Origin of the sequence: Burkholderia sp. MSMB1078WGS (assembly GCF_001528895.1) — a bacterium.
Taxonomy (GTDB): domain Bacteria; phylum Pseudomonadota; class Gammaproteobacteria; order Burkholderiales; family Burkholderiaceae; genus Burkholderia.
The window spans coordinates 128,575-149,888 of record NZ_LPDI01000083.1 but is presented as its reverse complement, the minus strand read 5'-3'; the positions used below and the strand labels follow the sequence as shown (position 1 = coordinate 149,888).

The 21,314-nt window shown below is 69.1% G+C and carries 15 protein-coding genes; 12 read left to right on the top strand and 3 right to left on the bottom strand.

Annotated elements, in window-relative coordinates; genetic code table 11:
- Positions 1-104: 104 nt before the first annotated feature.
- From tauA to WT24_RS20380, 3 genes are read left to right on the top strand one after another with little or no spacing between them, the layout of a single operon-like run.
- Complete coding sequence (tauA, locus tag WT24_RS20390; RefSeq protein ID WP_060035706.1) at positions 105-1,121, top strand: taurine ABC transporter substrate-binding protein; 1,017 nt, start codon at positions 105-107, stop codon at positions 1,119-1,121.
- 40 nt (positions 1,122-1,161) lie between these two features.
- A complete protein-coding gene (locus tag WT24_RS20385; protein WP_060035705.1) occupies positions 1,162-1,962 on the top strand; it encodes a taurine ABC transporter ATP-binding protein in 801 nt (266 codons plus the stop codon).
- Positions 1,962-2,939: an ABC transporter permease subunit gene (locus WT24_RS20380; RefSeq protein WP_060035704.1), complete on the top strand. Its 978-nt coding sequence runs from the start codon at positions 1,962-1,964 to the stop codon at positions 2,937-2,939. The genes WT24_RS20385 and WT24_RS20380 overlap by 1 nt, the downstream gene beginning before the upstream one ends.
- Before the next feature lie 120 nt (positions 2,940-3,059).
- Here the strand turns inward: WT24_RS20380 and WT24_RS20375 are convergent, their stop codons facing one another.
- The 3 genes from WT24_RS20375 to WT24_RS20365 all read right to left on the bottom strand — a co-directional run bounded on the left by WT24_RS20375 (position 3,060) and on the right by WT24_RS20365 (position 8,216).
- Positions 3,060-4,901, bottom strand: a complete 1,842-nt coding sequence (locus WT24_RS20375) for a YadA family autotransporter adhesin (RefSeq protein ID WP_060035703.1) — start codon at positions 4,899-4,901, stop codon at positions 3,060-3,062.
- 394 nt (positions 4,902-5,295) lie between these two features.
- Positions 5,296-7,170 (bottom strand): gamma-glutamyltransferase, encoded by a 1,875-nt coding sequence (gene ggt / locus WT24_RS20370; RefSeq protein ID WP_060035702.1) that lies wholly within the window; start codon positions 7,168-7,170, stop codon positions 5,296-5,298.
- An 83-nt stretch (positions 7,171-7,253) separates the two neighbouring features.
- Positions 7,254-8,216: a LysR family transcriptional regulator gene (locus WT24_RS20365; protein WP_060035701.1), complete on the bottom strand. Its 963-nt coding sequence runs from the start codon at positions 8,214-8,216 to the stop codon at positions 7,254-7,256.
- 158 nt (positions 8,217-8,374) lie between these two features.
- Between WT24_RS20365 and WT24_RS20360 the strand changes: the two genes are divergently transcribed.
- The 9 genes from WT24_RS20360 (at position 8,375) to WT24_RS20320 (ending at position 21,307) form a co-directional block, all read left to right on the top strand.
- Complete coding sequence (locus WT24_RS20360) at positions 8,375-10,501, top strand: 3-hydroxyacyl-CoA dehydrogenase NAD-binding domain-containing protein (protein ID WP_060035700.1); 2,127 nt, start codon at positions 8,375-8,377, stop codon at positions 10,499-10,501.
- Between the two features lie 29 nt (positions 10,502-10,530).
- The gene (locus WT24_RS20355; RefSeq protein WP_059506540.1) at positions 10,531-11,727 is read left to right on the top strand and encodes an acyl-CoA dehydrogenase family protein; all 1,197 of its coding nucleotides are present in this window, start codon (positions 10,531-10,533) and stop codon (positions 11,725-11,727) included.
- 14 nt (positions 11,728-11,741) lie between these two features.
- The gene (locus WT24_RS20350) at positions 11,742-12,878 is read left to right on the top strand and encodes an acyl-CoA dehydrogenase family protein (protein ID WP_059795402.1); all 1,137 of its coding nucleotides are present in this window, start codon (positions 11,742-11,744) and stop codon (positions 12,876-12,878) included.
- A gap of 29 nt (positions 12,879-12,907) precedes the next feature.
- On the top strand, positions 12,908-14,113 hold the full coding sequence (locus WT24_RS20345) for a CaiB/BaiF CoA-transferase family protein (RefSeq protein WP_060035711.1): 1,206 nt from the start codon (positions 12,908-12,910) through the stop codon (positions 14,111-14,113).
- A 103-nt stretch (positions 14,114-14,216) separates the two neighbouring features.
- Positions 14,217-14,522 (top strand): DUF485 domain-containing protein, encoded by a 306-nt coding sequence (locus WT24_RS20340; RefSeq protein ID WP_034208474.1) that lies wholly within the window; start codon positions 14,217-14,219, stop codon positions 14,520-14,522.
- An 11-nt stretch (positions 14,523-14,533) separates the two neighbouring features.
- A complete protein-coding gene (locus WT24_RS20335) occupies positions 14,534-16,219 on the top strand; it encodes a cation acetate symporter (RefSeq protein ID WP_060035699.1) in 1,686 nt (561 codons plus the stop codon).
- 356 nt (positions 16,220-16,575) lie between these two features.
- Entirely contained in the window at positions 16,576-17,865 is a 1,290-nt protein-coding gene (locus tag WT24_RS20330) for a dicarboxylate/amino acid:cation symporter (RefSeq protein WP_059506547.1), read from the top strand.
- A 4-nt stretch (positions 17,866-17,869) separates the two neighbouring features.
- The gene (locus WT24_RS20325; protein WP_059506548.1) at positions 17,870-19,879 is read left to right on the top strand and encodes an ATP-binding protein; all 2,010 of its coding nucleotides are present in this window, start codon (positions 17,870-17,872) and stop codon (positions 19,877-19,879) included.
- A gap of 75 nt (positions 19,880-19,954) precedes the next feature.
- Positions 19,955-21,307, top strand: coding sequence for a sigma-54 dependent transcriptional regulator (locus WT24_RS20320; protein WP_059506693.1), 1,353 nt, complete (start codon positions 19,955-19,957; stop codon positions 21,305-21,307).
- Positions 21,308-21,314: the final 7 nt, after the last annotated feature.

The following is a 21,314-nucleotide window of genomic DNA, read 5'->3' as shown; positions in this document are numbered from 1 at the left end:
GAAACGGCATCGATAGCTTCGCACGATAAGTTCGCTCCCGCCGCGCGCAAAGCTCGTAAAGTCGGCTCTCCGCTTGCAACACCCGCATTCCGAAGGAGAGCCGCATGTCCCGTTTCAGCTTCATCCGTCGCGCCGCCGTCGCGCTGACCGCCTTTGCCGCGCTCGGCGCGGCGCACGCCGAATCGCGCGAAGTCGTGATCGCGTACCAGGACATGGTCGTGCCGTGGCGCTACGCGCAGGCGAGCGGTGAAGTCGAAAAGGCGACCGGCTACAAGGTCACGTTCCGCAAGCTCGACAGCGGCGCCGACGTGATCCGCGCGCTCGCGTCGGGCTCCGTGCAGCTCGGCGAAGCCGGTTCGAGCCCGATCGCGGCCGGCCTGTCGCAGGGGCTCGATATCTCGCTGTTCTGGGTGCTCGACAACATCAACGACGCCGAGGCGCTCGTCGCGCGCAACGGCTCGGGCGTGACCAGCGTCGCCGCACTCAAGGGCAAGAAGATCGGCGTGCCGTTCGTGTCGACGTCGCACTTCCATACGCTCGTCGCGCTACAGGCCGCGGGCGTGAATCCGAACGACGTGAAGATCATCAACCTGCGTCCGCCCGAAGTCGCGGCCGCGTGGACGCGCGGCGACATCGACGCGACCTATATCTGGGATCCGGTGCTCGCGAAGGTCAAGCAGTCGGGCACGGTGCTGACGACGTCGGGCCAAGTTGCGAAGGAAAGCGGCAAGTCGACCTTCGACGGCTTCGTCGTGAGCCGCAAGTTCGCGCGCGAGAATCCCGAATTCGTCACGCGCTTCGTGAAGGTGCTCGCGGCCGCCGATGCCGACTACCGCGCGCATGCCGCGGCTTGGAAGGTTGGCTCGCCGCAGGTCGCGGCGGTGGCGAAGGTGTCGGGCGCGAACGCGGCAGATGTGCCCGCGAGCCTCGCGCTCTACGCATTCCCGACGGCGGCCGAGCAGGCTTCGCCGACGTGGCTCGGCGGCGGCGCGCAATCGGGCGCCGCGAAGTCGCTCGCGGCCACGGCCGCGTTCCTCAAATCGCAAGGCACGATCCAGACGGTGCTCGCCGACTATTCGGCGGGCGTCGATCCGCAGTTCGTGCAGAAGGCCGCGCGCTGAGCGCGGTCATTCGGCCCATTCATCGCGGAGCCCTTCGATCATGAGTACGCTGGAAGTCCGCCAGGTATCGGTCGCCTATCCGGGCGAGCGCGGCAGGCCGACGACGCAGGCGCTCGCGCGCGTCGACCTGCGCATCGATGCCGGTGAATTCGTCGTCGCGCTCGGTGCGTCCGGCTGTGGAAAGACGACGCTGCTGAACTGCATGGCCGGCTTCGTCGCACCGACGACGGGCGACGTATCCGTCGACGGCGTGCCGATCACGGGCCCCGGCGCCGATCGCGGCGTCGTGTTCCAGAAATACGCGTTGTTGCCGTGGCTCGACGTGCTCGACAACGTCGCGCTCGGGCTGCGCTTCGCACACGTGCCGAAGGCCGAACGCGAAGCGCGCGCGGCGGAGATGCTCGCGCTCGTCGGCCTCGAGCGCCATGCGCACGCGCGCGTGTACGAACTGTCGGGCGGGATGCAACAGCGCGTCGGCATCGCGCGCGCGCTCGCGAGCGATCCGCGCGTGCTGCTGATGGACGAGCCGATGGGCGCGCTCGATACGATGACGCGCGGCACGATGCAGGCGCTCGTGCTCGACGTGTGGGCGCGGACAGGCAAGACGGTGTTCTTCATCACGCACGACGTCGAGGAGGCGCTCTTTCTCGCGACGCGTCTCGTCGTGATGACGCCGGGCCCCGGCCGGATCGCGGAAACCTTCGAATTGCCGTTCGCGCGCCGCTACGTCGAAACGCGCGATGCACGTGCGGTGAAGTCGTCGCCGGAATTCATCGGATGGCGCGAGCGGCTGATCGCGTATCTGCATCGCGACGAGCCGGTAGTCGCCGGGACCGCGTGATGCACGAGTTCGCGAGGCAGGGTGCGTCCGTCGGGCGTGGCCGGATCAGTACATTGCACAGGCAGGACACCATGAGCACGCAGGATTCGTGGGCGGCCGACCGAACGGCCGCGGATTTCGAGCCGGACGACGGTCGCACGACGCGGGCCGAGGCTGCGGCGCGTGCTGTGCGTGCGCGTCGTTCGTCGGGCCGCTATCGCTTGCCCGGGCAGGGGAAGACGGCCGCGCTGAGCGCGGCGACGATCGCGGCGCTGGCCGTGCTGTGGTGGGTCGCGACGCATCTGCAGTGGCTGCCGCCGCTGTTCCTGCCCGCGCCGGAAGCGGTGTGGGCGGCGTTCGTCGACGCGTGGCACGGCCGTATCCAGGGCGGCCTGCCGTTGTCCGACCATCTGCTGTGGAGCGCTGCCCGCGTGTTCGGTGCGTTCGCGCTTGCCACCGCGATCGGTGTGCCGGCCGGCATCCTGATGGGCGTGAGCCGCATCGCACGCGGCGTGCTGGATCCGCTGCTGGAGTTCTACCGGCCGCTGCCGCCGCTTGCGTATCTGCCGCTCGTCGTGATCTGGTTCGGCATCGACGAGACGGCGAAGCTCGTCGTGATCTTCCTTGCATGCTTCGCGCCGATCGCGATGGCCGCACGCGCCGGCGTGCGCGCGGCGACGGTCGAGCAGATCAACGCCGCGTACTCGCTCGGCGGCAGCTTCGCGCAGATCGTGCGGCACGTCGTGTTGCCGGCTGCGCTGCCGGAAATTCTCACCGGGCTGCGGATCGCGATCGGGTTCGGGTGGACGACGCTCGTCGCGGCCGAGATGGTCGCCGCGACGGCCGGGCTCGGGCAGATGGTGCTCAACGCATCGAGCTTCCTGCGCACCGACATCGTCGTGATGGGGATCCTGATCATCGGCGCGATCGCGTGGCTGTTCGATCTGGCGATGCGGTGGGTCGAGCGGCGGGTGGTGCCGTGGAAGGGGCGAGGGTAGGCCGTACAGGCTGCACGGACGCCGGTTGGCGCCCGCGTCGAGAAGACGAGGGGCCGGGGTGCGTGTCGATCTGACCCGGGCCCCTGCCGTTTGAAGCGGAGGGTGCCGCCGTGGCGCGCGTTACCAGCGATAGCCGGCGCCGGCGCCGACCGCGACCGTGCCGCGGGTATTGGTCGACCCGGACGCCTTGACCACCCAGCGCCCGTTGCGGGTGGCGGTCGACACGCCGAACGCGACGGCCGATTGCCCGCTGTAGGTGCCGCCGGCGACCGAGACCATGCTTTCGCCCGCCAGCGACGCCTGCGGCAGGTTCGCGATCGCGACGGCGGATGCGATGCCGCCGCTTGCGTCACGTCGATAGTGATCCATGTCGGATCGAACGCTGCCGATGTGGTCGTTCAGTTGCTGGACGTTCACGGCATCGGTCGGGGCAGTGCCGGGCGCCACGTGGGTGATCTGCCGCTCCTGCCCCGGCGCGCCGACGGACACTGTGTTGTCGCGATCGGCGACGGAGCCGTTGCCGAGTGCAACCGAATTCTGGCCCGATGCGGTCGCGTTGTTGCCGAGCGCGAGACTGCCGTTGCCGGATGCGCTCGAATTCTGGCCGAGCGCCATCGAGTTCGAGCCGGTCGCGCCGGAGCCGTCGCCCAGCTGCGCCAACTGGCCGCCCTGCTCGCCGATCGGCGGCCTGGTGCCGGGGCCGACCTGCTCGATGTTGTTGATGCGCGTGTCGAGCGATTCCAGGCGAGTTTCGAATTGCTGCTGCATCGAGAAGAGCTGCCCGCCGTTCACGGCCTGCATGCTGTTCGCCGCGATGGCGCCTGCCTTGACGTTGTCGAGCAAGGTGCCGCCGACGCCGCCGAGCGTAGCGCGATCCAGCTTCAGGTCGTCGTACACGATCGCGCCGAGCGCCTTGCCGTTCGGATCGATCAGCCCGGTCGCCTTGAGCTGCGCGACCGTCACGGCATCGGTGTCGCCGATGCCGTTCGACAGGCCGGTCAGCGTGCGCGTGCCGTCCGTGCCGGCGACGCTCACCGACGTGCCGCCCTTGCCGGCGCCGATCGAGATCGCGAGACTCGCCGGATCCTGCCGGACGAGGCCGGCCGTGCCGTTGTCGAGCCGCGTGCCGAGATCGGTGACGTCGTTGCGGATCGACGTCACGTTGTTTTCGACGGTGGCGACACGTCCGTCGATCGTCGTGACGCGTCCGTCGAGCTGGGTCAGTGCACCGCCGACGTTGTCGAACGATTGTCCGTCGACCGTGTAGGTCGGGCCGCGCACGGTTCCGTTCGCGTCGACGGTCGCATCGCCGCCGAGCGCGGCGACGACGGGTTTCAGCTGCGACAGGTTGGTAGCGTCGGTGTCGCGGGTGCCGGCGCCGAGGTTGACGAGCTGGCGCTGGGTGCCCGCCGTGCCGATCGACACGGTATTCGTGCGGTCGGCGACACTACCTTGGCCGAGCGCGACCGCACCGTTGGCGGTGACCTTGGAGTCCGCGCCGAGCGCCACGCCGCGCACGGCTTCGACTCGCGATGACGAACCGAACGCGCTCGAACGATCGCCCGTGATGTACGACGACACGCCGACCGCGCTCGAGCGGTCGCCCTGGATATGGGCGGCTTCGCCGACGGCCACGGTGGCGCGCCCATCGGCGGTGGCATGTGCGCCGATCGCGAGCGCCGAGTAGTCCTCGCCCGTCTCGCCATTCGCCTTTGCGCCAGGTCCGATCGCGATCGACCCGGCTCCGGACGCGGTCGGCTCGCCGCCGGCGCCGTCCTTGATCGTCAGGTAGTGCTGAACCAGATCGTTTTCGGTCGCATGGACGTAGTACGGTGCGAGCGCGGCGATGGCGACGGCGACGGCGAGTGCCGGCAGGCGGGCGGAGGGCGCGCGTTGCCGTTCGGGGCAAGCATGCGAGCGGATCCGAGCGGTACGGGAATCTGCAGCGGATGTGCGTGACATATTATTCGTAATCCTGATCGATGAGATGTTCGATGCAGCCCGGGATCCATGTGCGGCTTCGTCGAAAGGCGCGGGGCGCAGCGTCGTTGCCGCGAGTGGCGGACCGCTATCGCGTGGGCCCGGACTGAGCGAGCGACTATACGGACGGACGCAGGCGTCGTCGATCAGACAGTTACGAAAGTGATTTAGCGCGGATAGGACACGCTATGGGTGCGCGATCGCGCGGCGGTTCGATGTCGCGATGCGATGAGGGGAGCGCGGGTTGGGGGGCACGTAGCCGGGAAACGGCGACGACGTCCGGAAGGCGCGTCGTCGCATTCATGGCGCAATGCGTCGGTGGAGGAGGGGAGGGCCGTCAGTTCGATGCGCAACGATCGCGCACGCGTTACCGGCCTCATTCCCCCATCGCCACTCCTTCCCTGCGCGGATCCGCCCCGCCGAACCACACCGTCTGCCCCTGCACGTTCAGCCGCTGGATTCCCTGCAGCCCCGAGTTCATCTCGACGATCTGCACGTCGTGCCCGCGGCCCTTCAGCCCGTCGACGAGCGCGTCCGATACACGCCCACGTTCGAGTTGCGTCGGCCCGTTCATCGACCCGAAGTTCGGCAGCGCGATCGCCTGCTGCATCGTCATCCCCCAGTCGAGCACGCCGACCAGCGTCTTCGCGACGTGATTGATGATCGCGGGGCCGCCGGCCGAGCCGACGATCATCGTCACCTGCTTCGTCTTCTTGTCGAACACGAGTTCCGGCGACATCGCCGAGCGCGGCCGCTTGCCGGGCTGCACGCGGTTCGCGATCGGCCGGCCGTTGTCGGTGGACGCGAACGAGAAGTCGGTGAGCTGGTTGTTCAGCATGAAGCCGCGCACCATCAGCCGCGAGCCGAACGCGTCCTCGATGCTGGTCGTCATCGACAGCGCCTGGCCGTAGCGGTCGACGATCGCGATGTCGGACGTCGACGGCAATTCCGCGCTGCGGTCGTCGGCCGTCGCGAGCGTCGCGCCCTGGGGCGTGCCGGCCTGTGCGACACCCATGCTGTTGTCGCCGATCAGCCGCGCGCGCTGCGCGAGATAGGTCTTGTCGGTGAGGCTCGCCCAGTTGCCGCCCGGCAGCGGCACGAAATCGGGATCGGCCACGTAGCGCGCGCGGTCCGCGTACGCGAGACGCCCGGCTTCGCTGAACAGATGGGCGGCGAACGGCGTCGGCTCGTAGCCGAGCTCGGTGCGCACCGGCTTCTGCGCGCCGATCTGCTGCCAGTCGGGCATCGCCTCGAGAATGCCGAGCATCTGCGCGATCGCGAGGCCGCCCGACGATGGCGGCGGCATCCCGCAGACCACCGAGCGCCGATAGTCGGCACACAGCGGCGCGCGCACCTTCGCCTTGTAGCGCGCGAGATCCTGCAGCGACAGCAGCCCCGGGTTGGTCGGGTGCTTGCGCACCTTCGCGACGATGTCGCGCGCGATCGCGCCGCTGTAGAACGCGTTCGCGCCGCGGTCGGCGACCTGGCGCAGCACGGTCGCGAGGGCGGGATTCTTCAGTACCGTGCCGGCAGTCTTCGGCGTGCCGTCCGCATTGTAGAAGTACGCGCGGGCGGCCGGGTCGTCGTGCAGGTACTTGTCGTTCGCGATCAGCATCGCGAGCCGCGGGCTGATCGTGAAGCCGCGCTCGGCGAGCCGGATGGCCGGCTGGAACAGCCGGCGCCACGGCAGCTTGCCGTGCGCGCGGTGCGCGGCGTCGAGCATGCGCAGCACGCCCGGCGTGCCGACCGAGCGCCCGCCGACGACACCTTCGTAGAAGCCCATCGGCTGGCCGGTCGGCCCGTAGAAGAGGCGCTCGGTCGCGGCGGCCGGCGCGGTTTCGCGGCCGTCGTACGCCTGCGTCGTCTTGCCGTCGAAGTACAGCATGAACGCGCCGCCGCCGATGCCCGACGATTGCGGCTCGACCAGCGCGAGCACCATCTGCGTCGCGATGGCCGCGTCGATCGCGGTGCCGCCGGCTTTCAGCATGTCGTAGCCGGCCTGCGTGGCGAGCGGGTTCGCGGCCGCGATCATGAAGTGCTGCGAAGTCCAGCCCGGCTTGTCGGTCCAGCCGGACGACAGTTCGGGCGCGTGAACGCCGGGCAGCGGGACGGCCGCGCCCGACGCGGCGGCAACCGGGACGACGGCGCCCGACGGCGCGGACGGGGACGTGCAGCCGGCGTCGAGCGCGACGAGCGCGACGGCGGCGAGCAGCGTCCAGGGACGCGAATGCGGACGAATCCGGTCGAACATTGAACCCTCGGCAGCAGTGAATTCGAAGGAGACGGCGGCGTCGACGTTGGCGCTGACGCAACGGCGCTGCCCGCCCCGGCGCGCTATTGTCGCCGCGTGGCCGGCGGCTTGTCATCCGACAGGAAACCCTGACGCATCCCGCCGGGCCCGCCGCGGCCGGTCTTTCCGGCCTGTTCGAGGATGAACTCTATGAACGTCGACGTCGCGCGCGTATGGTGGCGGTTCGGCATGTAGAGCATGTACATGTGGGTGCCGAAGATGCTGAGCCGGTACGCGTCGAGCGACGTGACGACGGCGCCGCGGCGCAGGTCGTCCTGCATCACGTAGTCGGGCACGATGCCGACGCCGATCCCCGCGAGGATCGCCTGGCGCAGGAACAGGAAGTTCTCCGAAATCAGCGTGGGTTCGAGCAGCACCTCGTGGCGTTCGTCGCCGAGATACGCGGCGATCCGGAGTTGCCGGCCCATCACCGTCGCGGTGACGACCGGCGCGGCGGCCAGCGCGCCGAGGCTCGCCGGCATCCCGTGCGCGGCCGCGAACGCGGGCGACGCGCACGCGACGTAGCGCACCGCGCCCATGTCGCGCGCGACGAGGTTCTGCGGCGGCTCGGACATCACGCGGATCGCGATGTCGACTTCGTCGCGCATCAGGTCTTCCACGCGATTCTCGAACACCACGTCGAGCACGATGCCCGGATGTCGCCGCTTGAACGCGAGCAGCCAGTCGGACATCACCATCTGCCCGTAGCCGCTCGGCACCGACAGCCGCACGCGTCCCTGCAGATCCTGCCCGAGCGTGGTCACCGATTCCTGCGCGGCGAGCAGTTCGTTGCGGATGCGCCGGCCGTGCTCGTACAGCTTCAGTCCGATCTCGGTCGGCTCCATGCGCCGCGTCGTGCGCCGCACGAGCTGCTGGCCGATCGAGCGCTCGAACTGGTTCAGCCGGTAGCTGACGTTCGCCCGGCTCATCTTGAGCCGCTGCGCGGCCTTGCTGAGATTGCCGGCGTCGAGGATCTCGACGAGCAGCGTCAGCGCGTTCAGGTCCATGCGGGGTGTCTCCTGATCCGGCCCGTTTAACGGTCGGAAAGATTCGGTGTCAAGTCGGACTTGACAGCTTGTAAAAGCGTGCGGGAATTGTCAACGAATCTCGATCAATCGAGAATCGGGTCATGCCTGCTGCATCGACAGCTTCGACAGGAGACGCCATGAATTCCCCCGCTACCCCTCCAACCGGCACCGTCACGCGCGAGCGGCGCGACAAGATCCTCGTCGTCACGATCGACCATCCGCCCGTCAACGCGCTGTCCGCCGACGTACGGCGCGGCCTCGCCGACGCGATCGATGCCGCGCAGGCCGACGACGCGATCCGCGCGGTGCTGATCGTCGGCGCCGGCCGCAACTTCATCGCGGGCGCCGACATCCGCGAATTCGGCAAGCCGCCCGTGCCGCCGTCGCTGCCCGACGTGTGCGAACGCATCGAGTCGAGCACGAAGCCGGTCGTGGTCGCGCTGCACGGCGCGACGCTCGGCGGCGGCCTGGAGGTCGCGCTGGCCGCGCACTACCGGCTCGCGGTGCCGGGTGCGAAGCTCGGGCTGCCCGAAGTGACGCTCGGCCTGCTGCCCGGCGCGGGCGGCACGCAGCGCACGCCGCGCCTGATCGGCGCGAAAGCCGCGCTCGACCTGATGCTGACGGGCCGCCATGCGAGCGCCGAGGAGGCGCTCACGCTCGGCCTCGTCGATCGCATCGCGCACAGCGACGACACGCTCGCCGAAGGGCTCGCGTACGCGCAGGAGCTCGTGTCGCTCGGCGCGCCCGTGCGCCGCACGCGCGACGCGCAGGGCCTGGCAGACCGCGCGGCCGCGCAGGCCGCGCTCGACGCGGCGCGCGCGGAACTGCCGAAGAAGTCGCGCGGCCTTTTCTCGCCGGCGAAGATCGTCGACGCGGTCGAGGCCGCGCTCACGCAGTCGTTCGATGCGGGGATGAAGCTCGAACGGAGCCTGTTCCTGCAGTGCCTCGACAGCCCGCAGCGTGCGGGCCTCGTGCATGCGTTCTTCGCGGAGCGCGAGGCGGCGAAGGCGCCCGAGGCGCGGCGCGCGAGCGCACGGCCGGTCGAGCGGATCGGCGTGGTCGGCGGCGGCACGATGGGCGCGGGCATCGCGGTCGCGGCGCTCGACGCGGGGCTGCCGGTGACGATGATCGAGCGCGACGAAGCGTCGCTCGCGCGCGGCCGCGCGCACGTCGAGAAGGTGTACGACGGCCTCGTCGCGAAAGGGCGGATGACGCCGGCCGCGCATGCCGCGCGGCTCGCGCGCTTCAAGGGCAGCACGTCGTACGACGCGCTCGCGCAGGCCGACGTCGTGATCGAGGCCGTATTCGAGGACATGGCCGTGAAGCAGGTCGTGTTCGCCGAGCTCGCCCGCGTGTGCAAGCCGGGCGCGGTGCTCGCGACCAACACGTCGTATCTCGACATCGACGCGCTCGCCGCAAGCATCGACCGGCCGGCCGACGTGATCGGCCTGCATTTCTTCTCGCCGGCCAACGTGATGAAGCTGCTCGAGATCGTCGTGCCGGCGCGCGTGAGCCCGGACGTCGTCGCGACCGCGTTCGCGCTCGCGAAGCAGTTGAAGAAGACGCCGGTGCGCGCGGGCGTATGCGACGGCTTCATCGGCAACCGGATCCTCGCCGTCTACCGGACGGCGGCCGACTACCTGATGGAAGACGGCGCGTCGCCGTACCAGATCGATCGCGCGGTGCGCGAGTTCGGCTTCCCGATGGGCCCGTTCCAGGTGGTCGACCTCGCGGGCGGCGACATCGGCTGGGCGACCCGCAAGCGCCGCGCGGCGACGCGCGACCCGAACGCGCGCTACGTGGAGATTTCCGACCGGCTGTGCGAGCGCGGCTGGTTCGGGCAGAAGACCGGCCGCGGCTACTACCTGTATCCGGACGGCGCGCGCGTCGGCACGCCCGACCAGGAAGTGGAAGCGATCGTCGCGCAGGAACGCGCGAAGAAGGGCGTCACGCCGCGCACGTTCAGCGACGGCGAGATCCTGCGCCGCTACCTCGCCGCGATGATCAACGAAGGCGCGAACGTCGTGCACGAAAAGATCGCGCTGCGCCCGCTCGACGTCGACGCGGTGTTCCTGTACGGCTACGGCTTTCCGCGCTATCGCGGCGGCCCGATGCACTACGCGGACACGGTCGGCCTCGCGAACGTGCTCGCCGATATCCGCGCGTTCGCGAAGGAAGATCCGCTGTTCTGGAAGCCGTCGCCGCTGCTCGTCGATCTCGTCGCGCGCGGCGCGGATTTCGCGAGCCTGAACCGCATCGACTGAACGCCAACCGCATTTGCAACGGAACGAAGATGGACCTCGATTTCACGCCCGAAGAAGAAGCCTTCCGCGCGGAAGTGCAGCGCTTCCTGCAAGCCGAACTGCCCGAGCGCATCGCGCGCAAGGTGAAGGGCGGGCTGCATCTGACGCGCGACGACATGCGCGAATGGCACGCGATCCTGAACGCGCGCGGCTGGCTCGCGAGCCACTGGCCGCGCGAATACGGCGGCCCTGGCTGGAGCGTCGCGCAGAAGTTCCTGTTCGACAACGAATGTGCGCTCGCCGGCGCGCCGCGCATCGTGCCGTTCGGCGTGAACATGCTCGGCCCCGTGCTGATCAAGTACGGCAGCGACGCGCAGAAGCGCCATTGGCTGCCGCGCATTCTCGACGGCACCGACTGGTGGTGCCAGGGCTATTCGGAACCGGGCGCCGGCTCCGATCTCGCGGCGGTGAAGACGAGCGCGGTGCGCGATGGCGATCACTACGTCGTGAACGGCCAGAAGACGTGGACCACGCTCGGCCACTACGCGAACATGATCTTCTGCCTCGTGCGCACCGCGACCGACGTGCGCAAGCAGGAAGGCATCAGCTTCCTGCTGATCGACATGAACACGCCGGGCGTCGAGGTGCGCCCGATCATCACGCTCGACGGCGAGCACGAGGTGAACGAGGTGTTCTTCACCGACGTGCGCGTGCCCGTGGAAAACCTGGTCGGCGAAGAGAACCGCGGCTGGACCTGCGCGAAATACCTGCTCACGTACGAGCGCACCAACATCGCCGGCATCGGCTTCTCGACCGCTGCCCTCGACCGGCTGCGCGCGGTGGCCGCGAAGGTCACGAAGAACGGCCGGCCGCTCGCGGACGATCCGTTCTTCGCGGCACGCGTCGCGCGCGTCGAGATCGAACTGGAAAACATGCGCACGACCAACCTGCGCGTGCTGGCCGCGGTCGCGGGCGGCGGCGTGCCGGGCGCGGAAAGCTCGATGCTGAAGATTCGCGGCACGCAGATTCGCCAGGAGATCACCGCGCTGATGCGGCGCGCGATGGGGCCGTATGCGCAGCCGTTCGTCGAAGATGCGCTCGACGCCGACTACGCTGGCGAACCGGTCGGCCCCGACGAAGCCGCGAGCGCCGCGCAGCAGTATTTCAACAACCGGAAGCTGTCGATCTTCGGCGGCTCGAACGAGATCCAGAAGAACATCATCGCGAAGATGATGCTCGGGCTGTAACGAGGGACGCGACGATGGATTTTCAGCACACAGAAGATCGCCGGATGCTGGCGGACACGTTGAACCGCTTCATCGCCGAACAGTACGCGTTCCCGGTGCGCGACCGCATTGCGCAGTCGGCCGAAGGCTTCGACCGCGCGATGTGGCGGCGCTTCGCCGAACTCGGCACGGTCGGCGCGCTGTTTCCGGAAGCCGACGGCGGCTTCGGCGGCGCCGGCTTCGACATCGCCGTGGTGTTCGAATGCCTCGGGCGCGGGCTCGTCGTCGAGCCGTTCCTCGGCGCGCTGCTGGCCGGCCGTGCGCTGTCGCTCGCGGGCGGCGATGCGCATCGCGACAAGCTCGCCGCGTTGATCGACGGCAGCGCGAGCGCCGCGTTCGCGCACGACGAGCCGGGTTCGCACTACGAGCTGACGACCGTGCGCACGCGCGCCGAACGTGCAGGCGACGGCTGGGTGCTGACGGGCGCGAAGGGCGTCGTCGACCAGGCCGCGCAGGCGGCGTTCTTCGTCGTCAGCGCGCGCGTGTCGGGGCGCGACGACGACGCGGCCGGCATCGGCCTGTTCGTCGTGCCGGCCGAGGCGCCGGGCGTGTCGCTGCGCGACTACCGGAAGATCGACGGCGGCCGCGCGGCCGAAGTGCGCTTCGAGCGCGTCGCGCTGCCGGCCGATGCGGCGCTCGGCGCGCACGACGGCGAAGCGGGCGCCGAGCTGCTCGAACGCGTGCTCGGCTACGGGCTGCTCGCGCTGTCGGCGGAAGCGCTCGGCGCGATGGACGTCGCGAAGGAAGCGACGCTCGAGTATCTGCGCACGCGCAAGCAGTTCGGGTTGCCGATCGGCAGCTTCCAGGCGCTGCAGCACCGGATGGCCGATCTGCTGCTCGAAGTCGAGCAGGCGCGCTCGGCCGTGATCAACGCGGCCGCGCAGCTCGATGCGCCGCGTGCGGTGCGCGAGCGCGCGCTCGCGGCGGCGAAATACAGCATCGGCCGGATCGGCACGCTCGTCGCCGAGGAAAGCATCCAGCTGCACGGCGGAATCGGGATGACGTGGGAGTTGCCGCTGGCGCACTACGCGAAGCGGCTCGTGATGATCGATCACCAGCTCGGCGACGAGGATCACCATCTCGCGCGCTACATCGCGCTGTCCAAACGATAACGGCGCAAACGCGAATGGAGGAGACGACGATGACGAACGAAGCGCGCGCGCTGCCGCTGGCCGGCGTGAAGGTGCTCGATTTCTCGCGCGTGCTCGCGGGCCCGTGGTGCGCGATGGTGCTCGCCGATTTCGGCGCGGAAGTGATCAAGGTCGAGCATCCGGCGCGCGGCGACGATACGCGCGACTGGGGGCTGCGGATCGGCGACACCGAAACCACCTATTTCAACAGCGTGAACCGCAGCAAGCGCTCGATCTGCGTCGACCTGCAGACGGAAGCCGGCCAGCGCATCGCGCGCGAGCTGGCCGCGCGGGCCGACGTGGTGCTCCACAACTTCAAGTTCGGCGGCGCGGAGAAGCTCGGGCTCGGCTACGACGCGCTGGCCGAGCTGAATCCGCGCCTCGTGCACTGCGCGATCTCGGGCTACGACCGATCGGGCGCGGAGGCCGCGCGGCCCGGCTACGACCTCGTCGTCCAGGGCGAGGCCGGGTTGATGGCGCTGAACGGCGAGGCCGGCCAGCCGCCGCTGAAGTTCGGCGTCGCGGCGGTCGACCTGTTCACCGGCATGTATTCGGCGCAGGCGATCCTCGCCGCGCTGTACGAACGCCATGCGACGGGGCGCGGTCGCCGCATCGAGATGGCGCTGTTCGACTGCGGGCTGATGATCACCGCGTACTACGGGCTCGATGCGCTGCTGATGGGCGAGGACCCGCCGCGCTACGGCAACGCGCATCCGTCGATCGTGCCGTACGGCGTATTCGATGCGGCCGACGGCCCGCTCGTGATCACGGTCGGCAACAACACGCAGTTCGCGCGCTTCTGCGACGCGATCGAGCGGCCCGATCTCGCGGCCGACGAACGCTACAGGACCAACCTCGGCCGTTCGGAGAATCGCGCCGACCTGCTGCCCGAGATCCGCCGCGAACTCGCGCGCCGCTCGCGTGCGACGCTGCTGGCGGCGCTCGCCGCCGCGGGCATTCCGTGCGGCGAAGTGCTCGGGCTGCACGAAGCGTTGACGTCGGAACGCGCCACCCGCGCCGGGCTCGTCACGCGGCAGCCGCATCCGGTCGCGGGCGGTGTCGACGTGCTCGCGCCGCCGTACCGCTTCGACGGCGCGCGGCTGCCGGTGCGCGGTGCGCCGCCGGTGCTTGGCGCGGATACCGACGCGGTGCTCGGCGACTGGCTCGGGATGTCGGCCGACGCGGTTGCGCGGCTGCGTGCGGATCGCGTCGTGTAACGCGTTGCAGGGATTGCCGCCGCGGCGCGGGCGGAGCAGTCGACACGCGCCGACCATCCACGAGACAGCTCTCGCGATACGACGAGACGATATTGGAGACAACATGGAGCTTTCCGTCATCGAATCGGTCACGGCGCGCCCTGACTACCAGCAGCTCGTGCGGGCACGGCGCCGCTTCAGCTTCATGCTGACGGCGCTGATGATCGCCACGTACTACGGCTTCATCCTGCTCGTCGCGCTCGCGCCGCACGTGCTCGCCGCGCCGCTGTACCGCGGCGCGACGACGACGGTCGGGATCGCCGCGGGCGTCGCGATCATCCTCGTCGCGATCGGCCTGACCGCGTGCTACGTGCTGCGCGCGAACCGCGCGTTCGATCGCCGCGTCGACGCGATCCTGCAGCGTTCGTAACGGAGGCCGACATGCGATTCCTTTCGAGCGCGCTCGGCGCGCTGGCCGTTCTCGTTTCTTCCGCCGCCCATGCGACCGGCGTCGCCGGCCCGATGCCCGACAAGGTCGAGCTGAACCCGGTCGCGATCGGGATGTTCTTCGCGTTCGTGTTCGCGACGCTCGCGCTCACGCGCTGGGCCGCGCGCCGCACGCGTTCGACACGCGACTTCTACACGGCCGGCGGCGGCATCAACGGCCTGCAGAACGGGCTCGCGATCGCCGGCGACTACATGTCGGCCGCGTCGTTCCTCGGGCTGTCCGGCATGGTGTTCATGTTCGGCTTCGACGGGTTGATCTATTCGATCGGCTTCCTGGTGGGCTGGCCGTTCGTGATGTTCCTGATCGCCGAACCGTTGCGCAACCTCGGCAAGTTCACGTTCGTCGACGTCGTCGCGTACCGCTTCGCGCAGCGGCCGATCCGGCTGCTGACGTCCGCGAACGCGCTGACGATCGTCGTGCTGTACCTCGTCGTGCAGATGGTCGGTGCGGGCAAGCTGATCCAGTTGCTGTTCGGGCTGTCGTACGGCACGGCCGAGCTGATCGTCGGCGTGTTGATGGTGGTCTACGTGTTCTTCGGCGGGATGACCGCGACCACCTGGGTGCAGGTGATCAAGGCCGTGCTGCTGCTGCTCGGCGCGACGCTGCTCGCGTTGCTGGCGCTTGGCGAATTCGGCTTCGACATCGACGCGATGTTCCGCCGCGCGGTGGCCGTGCATCCGGGTGCGCTGTCGATCATGGGGCCGGGCAAGCTGATCCGCGATCCGGCCAATGCGCTGTCGCTCGGCATCGCGCTGATGTTCGGCACGGCCGGCTTCCCGCACATCCTGATGCGCTTCTTCACGGTGCCGAACGCGAAGGAGGCGCGCAAGTCGGTGCTCTACGCGACGGGCTTCATCGGCTATTTCTACCTGCTGACCTTCGTGATCGGCTTCTCGGCGATCGTGCTGCTCGCGCAGCATCCGGAATTCTTCCGGCTCGGCGCGAACGGCACGTTCAACCTGACGCACGACCTGCTCGGCGGCTCCAACATGGTCGCGGTGAAGCTCGCGCAGGCGGTCGGCGGCAACTGGTTCTACGGGTTCATCGCGGCCGTCACGTTCGCGACGATCCTCGCGGTGGTTGCCGGCCTGACGCTCGCGGGCGCGACGACGATCTCGCACGACCTGTACGCGCAGATGTGGGCGCGCGGCAAGCCCGACGAGCGGCTGGAAATGCGCATCTCGCGCGCGGCGACGATCGCGCTGTCGGCCGTCGCGATCGCGCTGTCGATCCTGTTCGAGCACGTGAACGTCGCGTTCATGGTCGGGCTCGTCGCGGCGGTGGCCGCGAGCGCGAATTTCCCGGTGCTCGCGATGTCGATCTTCTGGCGCGGGATGACGACGCGCGGCGCGGTGCTCGGCGGCGGCCTCGGCCTCGTGTCGGCGGTCGCGCTCACGGTGCTGTCGAAGTCGGTGTGGGTCGACGTGCTGCATCATGCGCACGCGCCGGTGTTCCTCGACAACCCGGCGCTCGTGTCGGTGCCGCTCGCGTTCGTCGGGATCGTCGTCGGCTCGCTCGCGGATCGCGGCGAGCGCGCGCGCCGCGAGCGCGACGCGTTCGCGCGGCAGGAGTTCTACGCGCAGACCGGCGTGCTCGCGAGCCGGGCCGTGCAGCACTGATTCGTCGGATCAATGTGCCCATCCGTCCGGATCGCCGGACGGATCTTTTCCGGAAATCCGGAATCCCGGATTTCCTTGCCTGCCGCATTGTGGGAAATACAATGAAAACAACGGCTTGAGGGGTTCCGGAAACCTGGCATCGACCTTGCAATATAAAGCGCATGGCCGCCCCTCGGCCTGACTATTACATCAAGGAGACAATCGATGACCAGCGCCTTCTTCCCCTGTCGGATGTTCTGAGGCATCGCTTGTTGCGGCACGGCAGCCGCGCGGGCGATTGGCTTTCTCCTGTGACATTCGCCCGCGCGCGTGACGCCGTTTCCACCGGCTCATCATCTACTTCAGCAGGAACCATCGTGAAGAAGAAACCCTTCTACAAAGTGCTCTATGTGCAGGTGATCTTCGCCATCATCGTCGGCGTGATCCTCGGCCACTACTACCCGGCGCTCGCCACCGACATGAAGCCGCTCGGCGACGGGTTCATCAAGCTGATCAAGATGGTGATCGGCCCGATCATCTTCTGTACGGTCGTCACCGGCATCGCCGGCATGGAGGACATGAAGAAGGTCGGCCGCGTCGGCGGCAAGGCGCTGCTGTACTTCGAGATCGTGTCGACCTTCGCGCTGGTGCTCGGCCTCGCGGCCACGCACCTGCTGCGACCGGGCGTCGGCTTCAACATCGATCCGGCGACGCTGGACGGCAAGGCCGTCGCGTCGTACGCGGCGAAGGCGCACGGGCAATCGACGGTCGATTTCCTGATGCACATCATCCCGAACACGATGGTCGACGCGTTCGCGCAGGGTGAAATCCTGCAGATCCTGCTGATCGCGCTGCTGTTCGGCAGCGTGCTCGCACACCTCGGCGAGCGCGGCCGCGTGGTCACCGATTTCATCGACGGCCTGACGCGCGTGCTGTTCGGCATCGTGCACATCGTCACGAAGCTGGCCCCGATCGGCGCGTTCGGCGCGATGGCGTTCACGATCGGCAAGTACGGCGTCGGCTCGCTGGTGCCGCTGCTCAAGCTGATCGGCACGTTCTACCTGACGTCGGTCGTGTTCGTGCTCGTCGTGCTCGGCGCGATCGCGCGCTTCACCGGCTTCTCGATCATCCGCTTCGTGTCGTACATCAAGGAAGAGCTGCTGATCGTGCTCGGCACGAGCTCGTCGGAAGCCGCGCTGCCGCAGCTGATGGAAAAGCTCGAGAAGGCGGGCTGCTCGCGTTCGGTCGTCGGCCTCGTCGTGCCGACCGGCTATTCGTTCAACCTCGACGGCACCAACATCTACATGACGATGGCCGTGCTGTTCATCGCGCAGGCGACCAACATCGAGCTGACGTGGATGCAGCAACTCACGCTGCTGGCCGTCGCGATGCTGACGTCCAAGGGCGCGAGCGGCGTGACGGGGGCGGGCTTCATCACGCTCGCCGCGACGCTGGCCGTCGTGCCGACGATCCCGCTGTCGGGCATGGTGCTGATCCTCGGCATCGACCGCTTCATGAGCGAATGCCGCGCGCTGACCAACATCGTCGGCAACGGTGTCGCGACCGTCGTCGTGTCGGCGTGGGAGAAGGAGCTCGACCGCAACAAGCTGCGCCAGGCGCTGAAGGGCGGCGCCGAAGTCGCGCCGACCGAGACGGCCGGCGTCTGACGCGATGAACGAGCAGGCGGCGGCACGGCCCGCCGGCCGTGCGGCCCGCGGCGGTCGGGGCATCGGGGCGGAGGCCTATGACACAATAGGCGATCCGCATCGCCAGGAAGCCTCGACCGTGACGCGCCGCCTGCTCATCCTCGTCGTGCTCGCCGCCGCGCTCGTCGCGGCGTGCGCGCTCACGTGGACGATCACGTGGCAGCGGGGCGTCGCCGAGCTGCAGCGCAATGCCGCGGTGCGCGTCGAGCGCACCACCAACGCGCTCAAGAGCACGCTCGACCGCTACGAATCGTTGCCTTATCTGCTCGGCAGCCATCCGTACGTGCAGGACCTCCTGGCCGAGCCCAAGCGCGGCGATTACACCGCCCGCGTCAATCGTTATCTCGAAGATCTCAACGAACACGCGCACGCGACCGTCACCTACGTGATCGGCGCGGACGGCCTGTGCGTCGCCGCCAGCAACTGGCGCGCACCCGACAGCTTCGTCGGGATCGAATACCGTTTCCGCCCGTATTTCCTCGATGCGATGAACGGCCGGGTCGGCCGCTTCTTCGGGATCGGCACGATCTCGCGCGATCCCGGCTACTACATCTCGCAGCCCGTGTGGCGCGACGGCAAGATCGCGGGCGTCGTCGTCGTGAAGCTCAATCTCGAATGGTTCCAGGGCGCCGACGCGTCCGAGCCGCTCGTCGTCGTGGACGATCACGGCGTCGTGTTCCTGTCGTCCGTGCCCGCCTGGAAGTACCACACGCTGCGCCCGCTCACGGGGCCCGTCGCCGCATCGATCTACGAAACGCGCCAGTACGCGCAGCAGCCGGTCACGCCGCTGCCGCTGCGTGTCGAGCAGACGCTCGGCGCCGATGCGGAGATCGTGCGCCTCGGTGCCGGCCGGCGCGCGCCGCGCTTCCTCGCCAGCAAGCGCCGGATCGGCGAGCCCGACTGGCTGCTCGTCACGCTCGCGCCGATCGCGCCGATCGATGCCGATGCGCGCAACGCCACGATCGTCACCGGCTTCGGCTTCGTGTCGGTCGCGCTGCTCGCGTTCTACTGGCGGATGCGCCGCGCCCGCGTGCGCGAGATGATCCGCGGCCGCGCGCTGCTGCAGCAGGCGTACGCGGAGCTGAACCGGCGCGTCGAGGAGCGGACGGCCGACCTGTCGGAGGCGAACGAGCAATTGCAGAAGGAAGTCGGCGACCGGATCCGCGCGGAGCAGGAGCTGCGCGCCGCGCACGACGAACTGATCCAGGCGAGCAAGCTCGCCGCGCTCGGCCAGATGGCGGCCGGCATCACGCATGAACTGAACCAGCCGCTCGCGGCGCTGCGCAGCTTCTCGGACAACACGCGCGTGCTGCTCGATCGCGGCGAGCAGGCCGCCGCGCGCGAGAATCTCGAGGCGATCGCCGCGCTCACCGAGCGGATGGGCAAGATCACCAACCAGCTGAAGCTGTTCGTCGGCCGCGCGAAGCCGCGCAACGAGCAGGCGCTCGTCGTGCGCGCGCTGCGCAGCGTGCTGTCGCTGCTCGACGAGCGCCTGCGCGGCGTCGCGCTCACGCTGACGCTGCAGGATGCGACCGTCTCGCCCGCGCGCGACGCGCCGCTCGATCTGGCGCGCGACTATCCCGAACTCGTCGCGCGCTGCGAGGACCTGCGCCTCGAACAGGTGCTGATCAACCTGCTCGGCAACGCGCTCGACGCGGTGGCCGGCGTCGCGGCGCCGGCCATCGAGGTGACGATCGCGGTGTCGGCCGCGACGCTCGCGGTCGAGGTGCGCGACAACGGCTCCGGCATTGCGCCCGATTTGCTGCCGCGCCTGTTCGAGCCGTTCTTCACGACCAAGGAAATGGGGCGCGGGCTCGGGCTCGGCCTCGCGATCTCGTCGTCGATCGCGAGCGACGCGGGCGGCGCGCTGACCGCACGCAACGCACCGTCGGGCGGCGCGCTGTTCGTCTTGACGCTGCGGCGCGCCCGCACGCATCATCCGGACTCCGTGTCCGAGCCGGCGGGCTCGCATTAGCGTGAGCAGGCCCGGTCGGCGAACGACCGGCATCAACGAGAGCCGCGCGCGGCTCGTCAGGAGCAAGTGAGTACGATGGCCAACCGGCTGCAAGTGATCTATATCGAAGACGATGCGCTCGTGCGCCGGGCGAGCGTGCAGAGCCTTCAACTGGCGGGCTTCGACGTCGCCGGCTTCGAGTCGGCCGAAGCGGCCGAGAAGGCGATCGTCGCGGATACCGCCGGCGTGATCGTCAGCGACATCCGGCTGCCCGGCGCGAGCGGGCTCGACGTGCTCGCGCAGTGCCGCGAGCGCGTGCCCGACGTGCCGGTGATCCTCGTCACCGGGCACGGCGACATCTCGATGGCCGTGCAGGCGATGCGCGACGGCGCCTACGACTTCATCGAAAAGCCGTTCGCGGCCGAGCGCCTGATCGAGACGGTGCGCCGCGCGCTCGAGCGCCGCGAGCTCGTGCTCGAGAATCACGCGCTGCGGCGCGAGCTGGCCGGGCAGAACGTCGTCGCGCCGCGCATCATCGGCCGCAGCCCCGCGATCGAGCAGGTGCGCAAGCTGATCGCGAACGTCGCGCCGACGGACGCGTCGGTACTGATTAACGGCGACACGGGCGCCGGCAAGGAGTTGATCGCACGCAGCCTGCACGAGTTGTCGCCGCGCCGCGACAAGCCGTTCATCGCCGTGAACTGCGGCGCGCTGCCCGAGCCGATGTTCGAGTCGGAGATGTTCGGCTACGAGCCCGGTGCGTTCACCGGCGCCGCGAAGCGGCGCGTCGGCAAGCTCGAATACGCGTCCGGCGGCACGCTGTTCCTCGACGAAATCGAAAGCATGCCGCTCGCGTTGCAGGTGAAGCTGCTGCGCGTGCTGCAGGACGGCGTGCTGGAGCGGCTCGGCTCGAACCAGCCGATCCGCGTGAACTGCCGCGTGGTCGCGGCCGCGAAGGGCGACATGAGCGAGCTCGTCGCGGCCGGCACGTTCCGGCGCGACCTGCTGTACCGGCTCAACGTCGTGACGATCGCGCTGCCGCCGCTCGCCGAGCGCCGCGAGGACATCGTGCCGCTGTTCGAGCACTTCATGCTCGATGCGGCCGTGCGCTACGGCCGGCCCGCGCCGGTGCTGACCGACCGGCAGCGCGCGAGCCTGATGCAGCGCGACTGGCCGGGCAACGTGCGCGAGCTGCGCAACGCCGCCGACCGCTTCGTGCTCGGCGTGGCCGACGTGCCGCAGCAAACAGGTGCGGGCGACGACGCCGACAACGACCAGACGCTGAAGGAGCGCGTCGAGCAATTCGAGCGCGCAGTGATCGCCCAGGCGCTGAACCAGACGGGCGGCGCGGTCGCGGCAACGGCCGACCGGCTGCATGTCGGCAAGGCGACGCTGTACGAGAAGATGAAGCGCTACGGGCTGTCGGCGAAAGGCGAAACCGAGCGCTGAAAAGCAA

Excerpts from the sequence above, each read along its gene's own strand:
- tauA (WP_060035706.1), top strand. The coding sequence starts at position 105 with ATGTCCCGTTTCAGCTTCATCCGTCGCGCCGCCGTCGCGCTGACCGCC.
- WT24_RS20385 (WP_060035705.1), top strand. The coding sequence starts at position 1,162 with ATGAGTACGCTGGAAGTCCGCCAGGTATCGGTCGCCTATCCGGGCGAG.
- WT24_RS20380 (WP_060035704.1), top strand. The coding sequence starts at position 1,962 with ATGCACGAGTTCGCGAGGCAGGGTGCGTCCGTCGGGCGTGGCCGGATC.
- WT24_RS20375 (WP_060035703.1), bottom strand. The coding sequence starts at position 4,901 with ATGTCACGCACATCCGCTGCAGATTCCCGTACCGCTCGGATCCGCTCG.
- ggt (WP_060035702.1), bottom strand. The coding sequence starts at position 7,170 with ATGTTCGACCGGATTCGTCCGCATTCGCGTCCCTGGACGCTGCTCGCC.
- WT24_RS20365 (WP_060035701.1), bottom strand. The coding sequence starts at position 8,216 with ATGGACCTGAACGCGCTGACGCTGCTCGTCGAGATCCTCGACGCCGGC.
- WT24_RS20360 (WP_060035700.1), top strand. The coding sequence starts at position 8,375 with ATGAATTCCCCCGCTACCCCTCCAACCGGCACCGTCACGCGCGAGCGG.
- WT24_RS20355 (WP_059506540.1), top strand. The coding sequence starts at position 10,531 with ATGGACCTCGATTTCACGCCCGAAGAAGAAGCCTTCCGCGCGGAAGTG.
- WT24_RS20350 (WP_059795402.1), top strand. The coding sequence starts at position 11,742 with ATGGATTTTCAGCACACAGAAGATCGCCGGATGCTGGCGGACACGTTG.
- WT24_RS20345 (WP_060035711.1), top strand. The coding sequence starts at position 12,908 with ATGACGAACGAAGCGCGCGCGCTGCCGCTGGCCGGCGTGAAGGTGCTC.
- WT24_RS20340 (WP_034208474.1), top strand. The coding sequence starts at position 14,217 with ATGGAGCTTTCCGTCATCGAATCGGTCACGGCGCGCCCTGACTACCAG.
- WT24_RS20335 (WP_060035699.1), top strand. The coding sequence starts at position 14,534 with ATGCGATTCCTTTCGAGCGCGCTCGGCGCGCTGGCCGTTCTCGTTTCT.
- WT24_RS20325 (WP_059506548.1), top strand. The coding sequence starts at position 17,870 with ATGAACGAGCAGGCGGCGGCACGGCCCGCCGGCCGTGCGGCCCGCGGC.
- WT24_RS20320 (WP_059506693.1), top strand. The coding sequence starts at position 19,955 with ATGGCCAACCGGCTGCAAGTGATCTATATCGAAGACGATGCGCTCGTG.